The organism is Sphingomonas sp. Leaf20 (genome assembly GCF_001421535.1).
GTDB lineage: Bacteria > Pseudomonadota > Alphaproteobacteria > Sphingomonadales > Sphingomonadaceae > Sphingomonas.
Genome location: NZ_LMKN01000009.1, coordinates 780,294 through 796,433, shown reverse-complemented (window position 1 = coordinate 796,433; position 16,140 = coordinate 780,294). Strand labels below are relative to the sequence as shown.

Sequence of the window (16,140 nt, the reverse complement as noted above, 5' to 3'; positions counted from 1 at the left end):
AAGGAATGTCGGCGGCATCGCCTCTACTCCAGACATGAATGAATGTCTGAAGTTGGGAAGCGGGCCGGGTGCTATGAATGAGCGGTTATGGGTCAAACTATGCTAAGCCAGCGAAAGTGCTGATAAGGAATATAAATCAGTTGAATATGATTACCAAAAGCTGGCGTTGCCTTGATTATGGCTATCAATAATCATCGCCGTTGAACCGGGGGCTTCATAAACAGTAGCCAGCATCGCTTCTACCTTGTTCGAACCCGATTGCGTGAATGTAATCTCGGCCTTAGCGTCCCGGTCTTCAAGAACGCCACGTTGCTGCAGCACCTTAATCCAGCGTTCGCTGACTGACAGTGGTATGTTAGCATACGTTGCAATATCGACCAACCTGATAACACGACCTTCTGCTTCCGCTAAATAAATGCCGATAAGTAGCGAACCTATAGGGTCACTGCTCAGATCCGCGCCGAACAGTGAGACTCGCGCGTCATGGACATGGCGTATCCGAAGTGCTGCTTCCCAAAGCCTTGCTGGCGGCAATGGGCGGCCGTTTTCGTGCCAAAATAGCGTACTTATTAATCGGTCGGGATTGTCGAAGCGGGTAACCAGGAGATTTGCTGCAACGGAGCTGCCATCTGGCCGCAAGTAGCGTTTTTGTAATCGTACAGGAGCTGCGCCATCCTTAAGCGCAGCAAGCATGTCTGCGCTTCGATCCAGGTCGCGAGCATCGGTAATCTGGCGGTACGAAACGCCAATTACTTCGTCAACGGGACGCTGTAGCAGATCGAGAAAACCTTGATCCGCGTTCAGGATGACTCCCTCGACGGAAGAAACGCAATGACCTGCCGGCATCATCACCTAACCACGATACGTTCATCGGTCGAAATATATAATTTTGACTTGTATGCAAGGGACTCGCGGTGCCGATTGATGGCTTTCCGATTGGTGAATATCTGCACGTGGATCGGGGAGGGTTAAGGGTGGACATCAAGCCCATGGCTCGGCGCTTTCCACGAAGAATGGCTGATGCAGCCAACTATTCTTGGTGCATCGACAACCATTATGCATGGAACGTAATATGGATGATGCAGCAACAATCGCCGACTTACGCCGTCGCTTAGCAGAGTCGGAGGCTGCTCGTCACCAGAGTGAGGCTCGGTTTGCGGCAATGCTGGAAAGCGTGCCTGCGGGCGTTGCTACGCTGGACATGAACGGGCGGATTTTAGCGTCCAATTCACAGTATCAGCACTTCTGTCCCACCGGCTTGATGCCCTCCAGAGATCCGGATCGCGTAGCGAGATGGCAAGCGTGGAGCAATGATGGGCGACTGTTACGCCCAGACGAGTTTCCAGGTGCGCGTGCCAACCGCGGAGAATGCGTCACGCCTGGGCAGGAGATGCTATTCACCGATGACGACCAGCGGGCTATCTGGGTCCGGGTTGCTGCGGTTCCGGTCCGCGATGAGCAAGGTAACTTGACCGGGCAGGCAAGTGTGATCAGCGATCTCAATACGTTAAAGCGCAGCGCAGACTCGTTACGAGAAAGTGAACAGCGGCAGGTCGTGATGGTTGCCGAGCTGCAGCACAGAACACGCAACCTTATCGCTGTCATAAGTTCAATTGCCGCTCGGATGCTGGATGGTGCCTCGTCGCTTCAAGAGTTTGAGCGCGGCTTCAACGACCGCCTCTCCGCTTTATCCCGCGTTCAGAAGATGCTGTCGTATGCTACGGCGGGCCAACGAGTAAACTTCGAGGACCTCTTGCGTGCCGAGCTCGTTGCGCTTGGTGCCATCGGCCGGAAGGGAGGTGACGATCATCTCATATTGGCAGGCCCGCCTGATGTCCCGCTACGTTCGCGTGCGGTTCAAAGCGTGGCCCTTGCTCTACATGAGCTTGGCACCAACGCCGTCAAATATGGCGCCTTGGGAGCAGACGGAGGTTTGCTTACGATCACATGGCACGTGGATACGGAAAAAGATGGCGTTCCATGGCTCCACGTTGACTGGCGTGAGAGCGGCGTGAAGATCTCACACCCGAGCACTATACCACCCACGGGGGGGTACGGTCGTCAACTGATAGAACGTGCGCTGCCGTACCAGCTTGGCGCCAAGACACATTATGCTTTTGTCGAAGACGGTGTGCACTGTACGATTGCCGTGCCGGTCGTATCTCGCCGGACGCTGGAGGACGGGCAAGATGGCTGAGATGCTGATGGAGGACCAGCGCATACTCGTGGTCGAGGATGAGTATGTTGTTGCCGAGGCGATCGAGCGCACTCTCACACGGGCGGGAGCAATCGTGCTTGGACCTGTACCGTCAGTCGATCAGGCAATGGCTTTGCTTGATCGGGGAGAGCGTATCGACAGCGCTATCCTCGACATTAACCTTGGTGAGCACAAAGTATATCCAGTCGTCGACCGGCTGCTTGCTCAGGGTGTCCGCTGCATCTTTGCTACAGGCAATGACATCGCGGATGTACCATCAGAATATAAAGAAATCGCTAGATTGGAGAAGCCAGTCGATGGCTCGTCGATCATCGGCGCATTCAAAAAAATCGATGTTATCCTCGGGCGGTCTGTTGCCAAACTCGCCCACCATGCCGAGTTGCGCAAGCTTCGTGCGCAATTAATTGGTCAAATCGATACGGCTGATGGCATCCATGAACCCCTTTTAGCGGCTCGCTTATATGAGGCAGTCGAGGCAATTGATCAGTATTTGAAAGACTAATCAAACGCAATGTAAGGTGATGGAAAACGAAAAAGGTCGGAGGTATCTACCACGGCATTGGCGACGGCGCGCTTACTTACCGTTACTAAATGGTCCCATGGCAGCCCAGCGTTTAACAAATTGCGTTTATAGGTGGCTCCAAACCATTAAAATGAAAGGATGACGGGAGTTGGGAAGCGGGCAGGGCGCCGTGAATGACCGCAATTGGGTCCAGTTCGCAGAAGCGGTGATTCAGCGTGCGACGAGGAGGGGAGCACCGCCGCTGAGCGAGACATGAGCGTCGATGTCAGTGCTCACGAGCGCCAGCCCGGGTACGGCAAAGCTGATATCCACTCCGTCGATCTGCTCGAACGGTGGCATGATTTTGAAAGTGATCGGGCGGCCGGCGGTGATCGCGTAGAGCCCGTCTCCACCCGCTACCCACAAGCCATCGGCAGCGGCCGTCAGTGCGTAGAAGGGCACTGTCTCAAAAGGCAATTTCGGTGGATCGGCAGGCCAGCTCTTCTGCATTGTGTACGGTTTGTAGTAGAGGCGTCGGACCTTGTCGCCGCACGCCTCGACCACCTGTCCGCTGGGAAAGAAGTGAACTAGGCCGACGGTGGCAACGACGCAGCCCGGGTGGCCAGGTTCGGGTCCCACGCCGTTGATCGGGCCGCCAAGTCCGGGGACTTCACTGACCGCGCCCGTATTTGTATCGATGCGCTCGAGGCCGCCACCCCACTCTCCCTTCGCGAGCCCCAGCAACAGGGTCGTGCCGGTATCGAAGGGCGCCGTTCGTACGATGGGACCGGTGAGCGGCGCCGAGAGGGGGACGGTGCGTTGCCGCCCGCCCGCGCTGACCACGAGGCGGTTCCGGCTCACCGCAATCACCCGTTGGTCGGTGCAGCTCAGAGCCTGAACCGCTTCCCCGTTCAGGTCCAGGCGTTGCATCGCGTGCCAGGAACGATCCTCGAGGCGGGACATCTGGCCATCCACGCCGAGGATGACCAGTGCGGCGCCCGCGACGCAGATGTCGGCCGGCAGCCCGGGCGTCGTCTCAGTGCGGCGGTTGATCTCTCCCGGTGCGACGCTCGACAGTGTGCCGCGCTCGGTAAGCAGCCACAGGCGATCAGAGGCCCAGACCGCTCGCTTGATGAAGCGGTCCTGTCCGCGCAGCATATTCTCCGAAGTTGGGGCCGCAGGGTTCGTCGCTGCGCTCACGGCCGCTTGATGCTCGCGCACGAGAGCGGCGTCCACAGGGGCGGCCGGAACGCGGAAGCGCGTCGATGGGATGGCGGCGGGGCTGATCGAGACCAGTTGCGAGCCAAGGAGGTCGATCGGAGCACCCTGCGCGATCACCTCGCGGAAGCTGACGCGCTCCGGACTGTCGTCGCCCGGGAAGTTGCTCTCCTGCATTGCCGCGAGGCGCCGGTGGCCTGCCGCGAGTATTGCCAGCGAAGGATCGCGGCTGATGACCAGCGGCATGGCACCGGGATTGTGGCTAACGCCGCTGATGAAGTAGCGGGTGCCCTTCCGGCCGTTGATCGACACTGTGTCGACCGGCAGCCAGGGTTGCATGATCTCCGACGCGGGACGTATGCCCGCGCGAGCCGCAGCGGTGTCCGCCGTCCGGATCACCGTCGGGCCGCCCGGCCCGGGTCTGACCTCGTATCCTTTGCCGTTTTTCCAAAGATAGTAGCCGCGATCGTCGTTCCCGGCTCGAACGTCGCCGTTTGACGCGACCTCTATGGTGAGCACGCCTGCTGTGCTTACCGCACCAGGCCGCTGGTAAGTCGCCGTCATATCCGCGCCCGCTCGGGTGGGCGCGAGCGCGAGCAGCGCGACGCCAAATAGCGATGAATATCGTACCATGAGACGGCAGCCTTTCTCTGGACGGGGATAATACACCTTCGACTCACCAAACGAGAAGGCAACAACGTTCCGTGCTCAGGCTGAACGAACGTCCGAAGGTGGGGAGGGCGCTGGCGGCCGCGAGTGTCTGGAAGTGGGTCCCTTCACGGACCCGAAGGACTGACCCGCTGCGTGCGCGCTGCCAGTCTACGCGAGTGATCGATCACGCGCCGCCAGAACGCCGCTGGCCAACCGGGACTGTACCTATCGACGCTAACCGTCGCGCCGGCATGAGTAAGGAAGCAGCTTGCTATCCAAGAGAAATTGCGCAGGACTGCGTGGCATGAAGCGCGTGCAACGTCTTGTAATCCTTGGCGGAGGAACCGCGGGGTGGATGACCGCCGCGGCCATGAGCGCCACGTTCGGCGACCTGGTCAAGATCAGCATCCTCGAATCTGACGCAATCGGCACCATCGGTGTCGGCGAAGCGACTATCCCGACGATCCACTGGTTCAACCAGTTGATCGGACTAGACGAGGAGGCGTTCGTCGCGGCGACGAAAGCGAGTTTCAAGCTCGGCATCGAATTCGTCGATTGGGCGCGACCCGGCACGCGGTATTTCCACCCGTTTGGTCGCTACGGCGTCGATCTTGGACCAGTACCGTTCCATCAGCACTGGTTGCGGGCCAAGGGGGATGGGCTCGATCGGTCGCTCTCAACCTATTCACTCGCCGCGCAGCTTGCCGCCGTCGGCCGCTTCGCGAAGCCCGTGGACGATCCGCGGTCGATCCTGTCGACGCTCGGCTATGCCTATCATTTTGACGCCAGCCTATACGCCCGCCACCTGCGCCAACTTGCCGAAAAACGCGGTGTCGTCCGACACGAGGGCCTGTTACGCGACATCAAGCGTGATCCCGACACGGGCTTCGTGACCGCTTTGACGAGCGACCGGGGTGAACGATTGGAGGGCGATCTTTTCATCGACTGCTCAGGCTTCCGTGCGCTGCTTATCGGCGAGACGATGGGCGCTCGGTTCGAGGACTGGTCGCATTGGCTGCCCTGCGATCGCGCAGTCGCCGTGCCGTGCGCGCGCATCGCCGCAACGACGCCGTTCACGCGGTCGACGCTGCGCCCCGCCGGGTGGCAGTGGCGGATCCCGCTCCAGCACCGCACCGGCAACGGCTATGTCTATGCGAGCAGCTTCGTGTCGGACGACGAGGCGGTGGCGACCCTGCTCTCCAACCTCGACGGCGAAGCGCTGGCGGATCCACGCATGCTTCGCTTCACCGCAGGATTCCGGCGCGAGGCATGGCGCGGCAATGTCGTCGCGATCGGGCTGTCATCTGGGTTCCTCGAGCCGCTCGAGTCGACCAGTATCCACCTGATCCAGAGCGGTATCGCCAAGCTCATCACGCTGTTCCCGGATGCCGATTGCGACCCCGTACTGGCGCGTCAGTTCAACACGCTGTTCGCACGTGACATGGACGGCATCCGCGACTTTCTGATCCTGCACTATCACGCCACGCAGGGCCATGACGCGCCGCTCTGGCAACACACTCGCCATATGACGCCGCCTCCCACGCTGGTCGACAAGATGGCGCAATATACGCGCGCCGGACGTCTGATGTTGAGTGCCGACGAACTGTTCCGCGAGGCAAGCTGGCTCGCGGTGCTGGAGGGGCAGGGGGTGGGCGCCTTGGGCCATGCGCCGTTGGCCGATACCCTCGATGCGGCGACAAACCGCCGCCAGCTCAACCAGATCGAGACGGTCATCGCGCGCGCGACGCCCACGCTGCCCTTGCATGACGCGGCCATCGCAGCGCTCGTTGCCCCGCAGGTTGCCGGGAGATGACGACGCCCGACGTGCGGGCGCGGCGTATCGGTAAGGAAGGGGAGCCGGTGATCGTCATCGACCACTTCGTCCCCGATCCCCACGCGCTGCGAGTTTTTGCCGCGACGCAGGATTATGGCCCGGCAGGACGACATTACCCCGGCATCGCCGCGTCGCTTCCCAATAGCTATATGCGCGATCAAGGGGCGCTCATCGCGACGATCGCGAAGCAGGTTTTTGGGATGTCGGCCGGGCTGTCGCTGCTGGAGGCGCGCTTCTCGATCGTGACGATGGCGCCGTCCGCGCTGTCGATCGAGCAACGCCTGCCGCACGTTGATGCGGTGGAGCCTGGACGGCTGGCGCTGATCCATTATCTCGTGCCCGACGAAACCGGCGGTACCGCGTTCTACCGGCATCGTTCGACCGGGTTCGAGACGATCGACGCCAGTCGCCGCGATACTTATTTCGCCGCGCTTAACCGGGATCTGGTGAGGCACGGCGCACCCGAGTCCTATATCGCCGGTGACACGCAGCTGTTCGAACGGATCGCGCGCATCGACGGCGTGTACAATCGTGCGCTGCTGTATCGCAGCAGCCTGCTGCATTCGGGTGAGATCGCGGACGGCGTGTCGCTGGCGTCCGACCCGCAAACCGGACGCCTGACGATCACTGGCTTCTTCGCCGGTTAGCGAGTTCCGGGCGGCTGCACGGCCAGATAGACCGTGCTCCATAATTGCGCCGCGTTCGATTCGTCGACATCGGCCTTGCCCGCGCCGAATGCGACGATGCGGTAGCCGCCGTCCTTGTACGCCCAAGACCAGAGTTCCGATCCGCGGATCGTCCTGCCTGCCGCGATTGCGCGCCACAACGCCGCCTGTGCCGTCCTGAGCCGCGTCCGGGTCGCCGCGGGCAGGTCAGTCCGCTGCAACTGGCGTTCAAGCCCCGCCGCCAGCAACGCCTGCTGCCACGACCAGACGACTGCGCCGTGATATGCCGCGGGCGTAAAGCGCGCCTGTGCCGCCCCATCGGCGAACGCCGGATTAGCTACCAGCAAGCCGATGTCGGTCATCAGACCCGCCGGGAAGGGCTGCATGATCCCGCCCACAAAGGTATCGAGATCGATTGACGACGGTCGCCCGAACAACAGCGCAAAGCCCTCGTCCGAATTGACGATCTTAACCGGCTCGCCATCGGCGCCCAAAGATAGCGCATGAAATACGACGGGGGCCTTGCCCAGTGCTGCCAGCGCCGGTGCTGCGGGCACGCCAAGGGTCGCCGCATAGCGCCGCACGTCCGCCGCGGCCGTTGCAGCAGGAATTTCGACGCGGAACAGCGCGGGTGCCTTTGTCCGCCAGACTTCGGCCATCGTGCCGGCCCGCCCAAACGCCGCGCGATCGCCCGCCGACAGATATCTGTCGAGTAGTCCGGCCTGCGCGAGGCGGTCTGCCGCTTCGATCGCCGCGGGGACTAGAGCGGCGTTCACGTCATACGCGTAAATGCCGCGGCCGAGGCCTTCCTCGCTGTCCCGCCACTCGCCGGTCATCCGTCCGGGCTTGATCGTGACGAGGTTGCGGGCCGATGGGGCTGCGGCGAACGCATTCGCCTGCGCCAGCACGAAGCGGAGATTGCGGACCAGCGCCGCACCGACCGTCTCGCCGCGCCCCGGCTGGCTCTCGCTCGCGAGGGGTGCGGCCAGATAGGCGGACGCGCGCTGCTTGCCCGCCCCGAGCAGATAGTCGGCGGCGACCGGCCCGAGCATGTAATCGTCGTCGACCATGCCATAGTCGAGTTCGGCGGCGTCACCGCTGCGGCCCGCCTTGCGATTGGCGAGGATCGCAAATTCACCGATCCCTTCTTCATGCGCGACTTCGCCGCCGGGTGACAATCGCGCGATGACCGCATTGAGGCCCGACTCAATCGCGATGGGTTTGAGCGCCGGCATTAGCAGCCGCAACGACATCAGCGTGTCGCGCCCGAAATAGGTATCGAAGCGCCAGGAACCCGCCAGGAACTTCTCCCGGTAGCTGAGAAACGCAAGCGCGTTGCGCGCAGCGGGATCGGCGGCCGCTGTCGCATTGAGCAACTCCGCCGCCGGGATCGGGGTCAGCGGTCCGTCGCCGGTCAGCGCCGTGATCTCCAACCGGATTTGCCCGTTCGCGCCAGCAATGATCGCGCCCTGGTCGATCCGCCCCTCGACAACCCGCAGCGTCAGTTCATAGCCTGCCGCGCCGTCGAGCCGCTTGCGGCGCCACGTGATTGTGTCCCCGGCGATTACCGACGTCGCGGCGAGCTCCGCAGGAAACGTACTGACCGCCTGATAGTCGCGCAGGAAGCGGATGTTGGACAACACCGCCTGCTTTGGAACCAACCGCGCCGCATCGGCGGTCGCTACCGCGACGATGCCGTGCAGGCTTCCGCGGTTCAGCGGTAGCGGTGCTTGGTCCAGCCGCCAGGTCACGGGACGTGCGGTGTTCGCGAACCACAGGCCGACACCGCTGTTGCCCGCGGGAAACGCTACCAGGATGCGCGGATCGTCACCGTTGCGCAGCAGGACATGCGCCGCCACCGCCTTGTCGCGGACGAAGGCGTTGAGGTTCTTTCCTTCGGTCAACTGATACGCAAGCTCCGGTCGAGCCGTGATCGGCGCCGCGGCGCAGGTGAGGAGTGCGAGGCCACCCGCCATCGCCATGCGCGCTATCGTCGTCATAATTGTCACTCCGCGAAAAGGGGCGGCAGAACAGTTGCCTGCTCGCCGCCCCGTTTGAACCCTCACATCGTCGGTCGATCAGAATTTTAGCGTGACCGATCCGCCATAGGTCGTGCCGACAATGCCGCGGGCATAGAAATAGCCATCGGTTACCGCCTGTGTCTGGCCCTGCCGCGGATTGCCCTCGGTCAGGCCAACGACGTTGAAGATGTTGTCGGCGTTGAAGTTCGCCTGGATCCGGTCGTTGACGTTGATCGTGATCCCCGCGCTGGTCACGCCGTAGCTGGGGAGCGCGACCCCGTTGCCGGCATCGGCGAAAATGCGCCCGACATATTTGTAGCGACCGTACACTTCGCCAAAGCCATTCGGCAGCTTGATCGCTGGCGTGATCGTGAACAGCTTGGCGGGCGTGCGTTCGGGGCGGTTGCCTTCGTACTGCGCACCTTGGCTAACGCCGTCGATCTCGAGGTTGAGCAGCTTGGGTTGCTGGAACACGCCCTGGAAATCCACCGAGAACCACGTGATCGGACGGACGTTCACATCCACTTCGACGCCGCGCGTGCGCAGGTCGGCGTTGATGTTCTGCTGTTGCGATGGGTTGGTCGGGTTGGCGAAGTTATAGTTCTGGTTTTTGAAGTTGGTCTGGAAAACGGTCGCCGAGCCGCTGATGAAGCGCTGGTATTGATAGCGGACACCAGCCTCGTACAGCTCGATCGTCGTGATAGGATCGGTATTGTTGGTCTGGAAACCGTTCGCATAGCGCGCGTAGATCGCGAGGTTCGGCGTGAACTGATAGTTCGCGCCGGCGGTGTACGCTGCCTTCGACTGCGTCCGCTGCGTCCGTGCAAAGGTCCCGTCGAAGGTCGATCCGACCGTGCGGATGAGCCCGGGCACGTTTGGCTGCACCGGCTGGTTCACCGCCGCTGCCTGACCGTCCAGGAACGTCGCAGAGTCGCGCTCCCAGCGGATGCCGCCGTCGAGATGTAGGTCGCCGATCGACAGTTCGTCATTGGCATAAAACGAGACGGTGGAGTCCTTGCGCGTGCGGATGCCAGCGCCCCAGTCGCCATACGAAACCAGGCCGTTATCGGACAGCGTACCGACGACGCCATTAGCCGCGTTCAGCGCGACGATGTCGTAGATGTCGCTGTTCGACCGCACGTCGTTGACGACGCTTGCCGTCGCCGACTGGTCCTGCTCGCGTGTCACGTCGTAATACATCGCGCCGACGGTCAGCGAGTTCTTGAAGCCGCCGCTCTCATATTCCCACGTGCCGCCGCCGTTGAGACCGAAATCCTTGCCGTCGATGTAATCGTGGTTGAGCGTTGTGCGCTGGAGGAAGCCGTTGCCGTTCAGCGCATTCAGGTCCGTGGTCTGGTTGCTGCCCAGCACCGTGCCGGTCCGCAGGTTGCGGATGCCGAAGCGCGTCGCGGTCGGAAACGCCGTTCGCCCCGCGGTCAGCAGGTCGTTGATCGGCGAACCGGCGCCGGGCGTCAGATAGTTGACGGCGCTGGTCAGACCGGCGTTCCCGGTGCCCGAGCCGGGGAACAGGCCGTTGAAGTCGTAAGAGTATTTCAGGTAGCGACTGTGGAGGAACAGGTTGACGCTGTCGCTGACCGGCGTTTCCATGTCGATGCGGAACTGAGCAGTCTTCGCCTTGATGCCATCCTGATAGCGGAATTCGCGGAAGCCGCTAGGATTCGCGAAAGTCGAGACCGGGACTTGGATGCTCTTGAACGCATCACCGCCGACATTGCCGAACTGGGTGCTGAGGCTCGGGATACCGCTCGGCTCGCCATCAATGAAGCGGTACGGCTGATCCGCGTAAAAGGCATTCTCGATATCGCCGCCCTTGGCGGAGATGCGGATATAGCCACCGGCCTCGGGGCGATATTCCAGCGCGCCCTTGATGCGCCAGCCGCGATAGTCGAACGGGTTGTCGCGCACGCCAGGGCTCGACTGGAAATAGCCGCCGACGTTGAACGCCAGCTTGTCGGTGATGGGCGACGACAGGTACAGTTCGCCGCGCTTCTGGCCGTAATTGTAGTAGCTGCCGCGCGCCATCGCTTCGGTACGCGTGAAGTTCGGCGTCTTGGAAATGAAGTTGATCGTCGCGCCGGCACCATTGACGGTCAATACGCCTGACGAGCCACCCTTTACCGCTTCGAGGCGATCGATCGTCAGGTCCTGGTCGAAGAAGAAGTCGGCACCGCCGCCGCTGTACAGGATCGGTATGCCGTCCTCTTCCAGCTGGATGAAGCGCTGGCCGCCACCTTGCAGGCCGCGCACCGAATAATTGTTCGATACGGCGCCCGCGGTCGACTCGACGAAAATGCCGGGGATAAGTTCAAGCATATCCGCGGTCGACCGCGGAGCCTTGCGGTCGATATCGGCGCGCGACGCTAGCGTAATATCAGCTGACGATGTTATTAGAGCTCGATTACGGGATGTTTGCCCCGTGACGACTATGTCCGCGTTCTCATCAGATGCGCCCACCGCAGTTGGAGCGGTTGTATCCTGCGCAACTGCGGTTGATACTTGAGTTGTCGAGCGGGGTGCCGCCATAACCCCAGTCGCGAGCACAGCCGTGCGGCCATTGAATGACACGATCTTGAGACCGGAGGCGTTAGCGATCTGGCGGAGGCCGTCGGCGACTGCAAGATTGCCTTTGATTGCGACGATCCGTCGACCGCGCGTAGCGTCTTCAGGCGCAATGATCTGGATGCCCGCCTGGCGTGCGAATGCGACGATACCGGTCGATGCCGACTGGGCGGCGACATCAAAGTTTCGGGTCTGTCCGAAAGCAACTGCTGGCGATGCGGCAACCGCGACGCTGGTCAACATAAGGCCCATATAGAACTGCGAACGCATTATAATCCTCCCCTTACGATCTGCCGACCGCGTCTTTAGCGCGTCTGCAGGGAAGATGCGTCGCGCTCCTGTTTCCGTCAGGATTTGCGAGATTTATTTTACGATCCGTAAATCAGTGCCGTCTCTCTCGATCTTCGCACCCGTCATTATCGCAGCCGCGCGTGCGAACCCGTCCAGATCATCGGTGCGAAACCAACCCACGATCCTGCGCTCGGCTAGTTGTGTATCGACGGATAATTGTCGCCTATTGTACCGGTTGAACTCGGCTGCAGCGTCGCCAAAAGTCATACCATCGAGTATGATTTCACCCTGTCGCCAGGCTAATGACTCGGCGGGCTTCGCATTTGCGACGACGGTTTCGGCGGTACCGGACACATCTGCTACGCTTGCTTGCTTGCCAGCGCTTAACATGACGAAGCGTTCTGGGGCAGCAACCGACCAGACTCGAACACGCCCTTCCGTTACCGTCACCTCAGCGCGGCCCAGATAACGGCGAACCGCGAAGGCCGTTCCAACCGCACGAACCCGCACGTCGCCCGCAGAGACCACAAACGGTCGAGCATGATCCGTTGCTACCGCGAACCAGGCCTCGCCATCGTCAAGCGCTACCGACCGCTGCTCCGGCGTCATTCGCACACGAGTCCGGCTAGCGGTGTTGAGAACGATGGTTGATCCGTCTTCAAGCCTGGCTAGACGGCGTTCACCGACAGCTGTTTCTATGCCCATACTGCGGTGCGTTTCTAGCCAGACCACGCCTAAGGCCGCGGCAGCAACCGCTAAGCCCCCGCTGACCGTCAGTACTCGCCGACGAGAGAATAACGGTCTCTCTACTATGCGGGCATCGGCCGCGTCCAACCCACTCCAAACAGCACGGGCACGCAGCAAGGCACCAACGTGGCGCGGATGTTCTGCACACCAACGGTCGATCTCGCCTGCCAAGTTCGCATCGTCTGGTGCGCGATCCAGCCGCGCGACCCACCGCGCTGCAGCAACGTCGATAGCGTCAGGATGGTCGCGCATTGCGGTTCCTTTCGTTTCGCGATGGCAAGTCTGCCCTGTCATCTGTTGAAAGGCCACTAAGGATAACTTTTAATCCCCGTGCCAGATCGTTCTCAACGATCATCTCAGTCACGCCCAATTCTTCTGCGATATGCCGTTGCGACAGTCCTTCGACCTTTCGCATGCGAAAGATGGTTCGGCTTCGCTCTGGAAGCGCGGCTAGAAGATGTTCGACTTTCGCTAATAGTCCCCGCCCTGCGACGATACGTTCAGGTGACAGATGGTCGGCAGCTAGCGCAAGCTCGAGATCGGCAATGGTTCCAACGGCCTCAATACGCACGACGCGAGCCCTGCGTAGCTCGGTCAGAACCACGTTGCGTGCTGTCTGAAACAGATAACGACGCGGATCCTCTACACGCTTGAAATCTGCCAACGCGGCCAACCGGCAATAGGCTTCCTGGACGACATCATCGACATCAACGCCAGGAAATCCGGCCCGGAGCCACCGTCGCAACTCGGGCTCATGCGGCAGAATCCGCTGGGCAACCCAGTTTACGAGTTCGGTAGTTACGTGCCTCATTTCACTCCTGACCACAACATAGATGCATGGCCCCGATATTTCCGTCACGATTTTACCGAGCGAAGACCAGATCTGTGCTCCCATCATTCGATGGCGCCGGTTGTGGATAGGCGTCGAAAGCTCTGCCATGGCAAAGTATCGCTAATTTAATGGAACTACCTCGAAAACCTACATGGTAGGGGACAAGATCGGCGCCGATCAGAACCCTTTCCTGACCGACATTTCAAAAGATTGCAGTCGGTTGTTTCCCTAGCTGCAGGGGCTCGCTTTCGACGCTCATCCACACCGCTGATAGATCGAATGCGTCTCACTCAGGCATGACCATTGGACGGGATGGCTCTCGCGTACAAAGCCGCTCTGAGTTCGAAAATCGGCGACATTTCGTGCAGGCTGAAGATGAACGAACGGCAGAAATGTGGAAAGAGGAAATGGCTCGTGAGTGTCCACTTGTGGGTCCATTCTGGAGAGCTACACTTCCCAAATCGGGGTTGAGTTACCGATCAATGGGTGTCCCTCAAGCTGTGGGCGAATCAAATAGAGCCGTAAACTCCGCTCAATTGATGGATGGGACACCCTCGTTCTCGGTCACCTTACTTCCCTTCAGCTTGCGTGGAGTCGCCCGACGGCTGCGCTAGCAGCGGCCAAGGCAGAATGCCCTGGTCCGCGATGTCGGACAGCATCGCGGCGGCAGATGGTGGCGTACGATGGGCACGGTCCGCCTCCTGCGAAAATGCAGCGATGCGGGCATCGAGCAACAGCTTGCCCGTGACGTAGCTGGTGCCGTAGCCTGGCTGGCGCAGGTAGAGGAGCTGTTCGAAGCCGACGAGCACATTGTCGGGATCGGACCAGCCGCGTGGCGTCCATGCTGCATGAAAGCGGCCAGCAGCCGCGAGATCGATTGTGTTTGCTTGAACGTGCAGCGAAGCGAGCCCGCGCGCGGCGCGGTTGGCGAGCATGATCCAGACAAGCTCGCGACCGCGCGGGCTATCGTCGTACAGGCCGGCCTGCATCGTCAGTTCCTCGAACGCGGTGGCGAACCCTTCCGAACGCGCGGCAAAGATGTTGAAGAGAGGCGCCGTCCGTCTGATCGGGTCCGGGTGCGGTTCCTGCCTGATCCGCGCCAGTTCGACCCAATGGATGTCGTGCGCATAGAGCGGACGCGGATCGAGCGCGGTGACGTGATGGAAGAAGTTACGCCTTGCAGGCGGTATATAATCGACCGTCTGTGCGGCCAGCGCCCCTCGGTAAAAGGGTCGATCGGGCACGAAGCCAACGCCAATGACGAAATCGGTGAAGTATTTCATCCGCTCGGCCGCGAAGCTGCGATAGGCGGCGGGGTCGGTCATCGCGGTCACCGGGGGGAGGGAACGGTTGCGCACCTGTTCCATCGCCAGTCCGGCCCAAGCGCGATCGAGTTCGCGCTGTAGCAGCACGACCTGCTCGTCCCAGTCATACGGCACGAGCTGAACGTGCTTCATATACCAGTCGTAGTTAACCTTCCCGATTCCCGACGAGCCGGTCTTCGTCGGTGCCTGCACGGCGACCCAGCGCGCAAATTCACGGGTTGCTGCCTCGGCGGCGAGGGCGGCGGTGCGTACTGGCGCGCCGGCACCGGCCAGCGTGCCCCGCTTCGGCCCGTCGATTGTCCGCATCGTCAGCGTGCCGGCGGCCAGCGCAGCCAGCACATCGGCCTGTTCGTCCAGCGCGCGACCGGCGTAGCGCCACAGGTCTGCGGCATTGCCGTCCGCTAATGTGACCCGAGCACGTGCCAGCAACACGGGCACACCCGCGAGCCGCTTGGTAAGATCGCGGGCGTCGCCTGGGGCCAGTGGGTAGCCGTAGCGGAACAGGTCGATCGCATCGGCGGATGGTCCTTCATGCGCCGGGACGTCGCTTTCCTCACCGAAAACCGTGGCGTAATAGCTCGGATCGCGCGCCCAAGGCTGGCGCACGCGCAGATCGAAATCCAGACCGTTCATCTCGGCTTCGATCAGGGCGGCATCGGCGACGGCTGCCGGGCGCCAGCCCGCGCGATCGAGGGCCGCGAGGCGATGCTTCAACCGGCGAAGTTCCGCAGCCTGCCCGGCCAGCGCGGCCGAACTGAAGTCGGCGACGCCATCCCGTCGCGGCGGTGCGGCGGCTGCGCGCCACGCGTCGAACAGGCGGACCAGTGCCGCAGGCGGTGGCGTGCGATCGGGCGTTGCCGCGGCGGGTGCCGTCGCCAGCCCGGCAAGACACCCCAGGCCGATGATCCAGGTCCATAGCCGCATTTTGGGTCGCCCTCCTCTCGCATTGTGAAGCCCGGCAGTCCGTTTGACGGCCGCGCCATCATTGCCGATCACTGTCTAGATGCGCGGCAAAGAGTCCGGTTTGAAGCAGATCTGCAAGTACAGCCGCTGCTGTTTTGCAGATGTTGCATGATCCAAAAAACGGCATTTTTCAACAAGCGTTGTAGCGGTCATGTCAGTGCCCGATGTCCAAGGAAAGGCACAGTTCGCGCCAAATGTTATCCTTGGACAAATGCCGGACGAATGCAGGTCGTTCGGACTTCGAGGAAGGCACGACGTCCTTCCTCGAAGTGCGGTCAGGCTATCCAAGGTCA

Annotated in this window: 11 protein-coding genes; 4 read left to right on the top strand and 7 right to left on the bottom strand. The window is 61.4% G+C overall.

Going from position 1 to position 16,140, the window contains the following annotated elements:
* Positions 1-150 precede the first annotated feature (150 nt).
* Entirely contained in the window at positions 151-849 is a 699-nt protein-coding gene (locus ASE72_RS19770; RefSeq protein ID WP_235532412.1) for a PAS domain-containing protein, read from the bottom strand.
* A 223-nt stretch (positions 850-1,072) separates the two neighbouring features.
* On the opposite strand from ASE72_RS19770, the gene ASE72_RS16945 reads away from it, so the two are divergent.
* Positions 1,073-2,197, top strand: a complete 1,125-nt coding sequence (locus tag ASE72_RS16945) for a sensor histidine kinase (protein ID WP_162235490.1) — start codon at positions 1,073-1,075, stop codon at positions 2,195-2,197.
* A complete protein-coding gene (locus ASE72_RS20715) occupies positions 2,190-2,720 on the top strand; it encodes a response regulator (RefSeq protein ID WP_082446182.1) in 531 nt (176 codons plus the stop codon). Before ASE72_RS16945 ends, ASE72_RS20715 begins: the two co-directional genes overlap by 8 nt.
* A gap of 231 nt (positions 2,721-2,951) precedes the next feature.
* Here the strand turns inward: ASE72_RS20715 and ASE72_RS16935 are convergent, their stop codons facing one another.
* Positions 2,952-4,571, bottom strand: coding sequence for a hypothetical protein (locus ASE72_RS16935; protein WP_056024031.1), 1,620 nt, complete (start codon positions 4,569-4,571; stop codon positions 2,952-2,954).
* A 322-nt stretch (positions 4,572-4,893) separates the two neighbouring features.
* Here ASE72_RS16935 and ASE72_RS16930 point away from each other — a divergent pair, with 322 nt between their 5' ends.
* On the top strand, positions 4,894-6,402 hold the full coding sequence (locus ASE72_RS16930) for a tryptophan halogenase family protein (RefSeq protein ID WP_056024028.1): 1,509 nt from the start codon (positions 4,894-4,896) through the stop codon (positions 6,400-6,402).
* Positions 6,399-7,070, top strand: coding sequence for a DUF6445 family protein (locus tag ASE72_RS16925; protein ID WP_056024025.1), 672 nt, complete (start codon positions 6,399-6,401; stop codon positions 7,068-7,070). The genes ASE72_RS16930 and ASE72_RS16925 overlap by 4 nt, the downstream gene beginning before the upstream one ends.
* Here ASE72_RS16925 and ASE72_RS16920 read toward each other — a convergent pair.
* The 5 genes from ASE72_RS16920 to ASE72_RS16905 form a co-directional block, all read right to left on the bottom strand.
* Positions 7,067-9,088 carry a hypothetical protein gene (locus ASE72_RS16920; protein WP_056024022.1) on the bottom strand — a complete coding sequence of 674 codons (2,022 nt, stop codon included), beginning with the start codon at positions 9,086-9,088 and terminating at the stop codon, positions 7,067-7,069. The two genes, ASE72_RS16925 and ASE72_RS16920, sit on opposite strands and share 4 nt — an antisense overlap.
* Positions 9,089-9,166: 78 nt before the next feature.
* Positions 9,167-11,932 (bottom strand): TonB-dependent siderophore receptor, encoded by a 2,766-nt coding sequence (locus ASE72_RS16915; RefSeq protein WP_235532428.1) that lies wholly within the window; start codon positions 11,930-11,932, stop codon positions 9,167-9,169.
* A gap of 120 nt (positions 11,933-12,052) precedes the next feature.
* Positions 12,053-12,979 carry a FecR family protein gene (locus ASE72_RS19760; RefSeq protein ID WP_082446180.1) on the bottom strand — a complete coding sequence of 309 codons (927 nt, stop codon included), beginning with the start codon at positions 12,977-12,979 and terminating at the stop codon, positions 12,053-12,055.
* On the bottom strand, positions 12,963-13,667 hold the full coding sequence (locus ASE72_RS19755; protein ID WP_235518150.1) for an RNA polymerase sigma factor: 705 nt from the start codon (positions 13,665-13,667) through the stop codon (positions 12,963-12,965). The genes ASE72_RS19760 and ASE72_RS19755 overlap by 17 nt, the downstream gene beginning before the upstream one ends.
* Before the next feature lie 461 nt (positions 13,668-14,128).
* On the bottom strand, positions 14,129-15,808 hold the full coding sequence (locus ASE72_RS16905) for a DUF885 family protein (protein WP_056024013.1): 1,680 nt from the start codon (positions 15,806-15,808) through the stop codon (positions 14,129-14,131).
* Positions 15,809-16,140 lie beyond the last annotated feature (332 nt).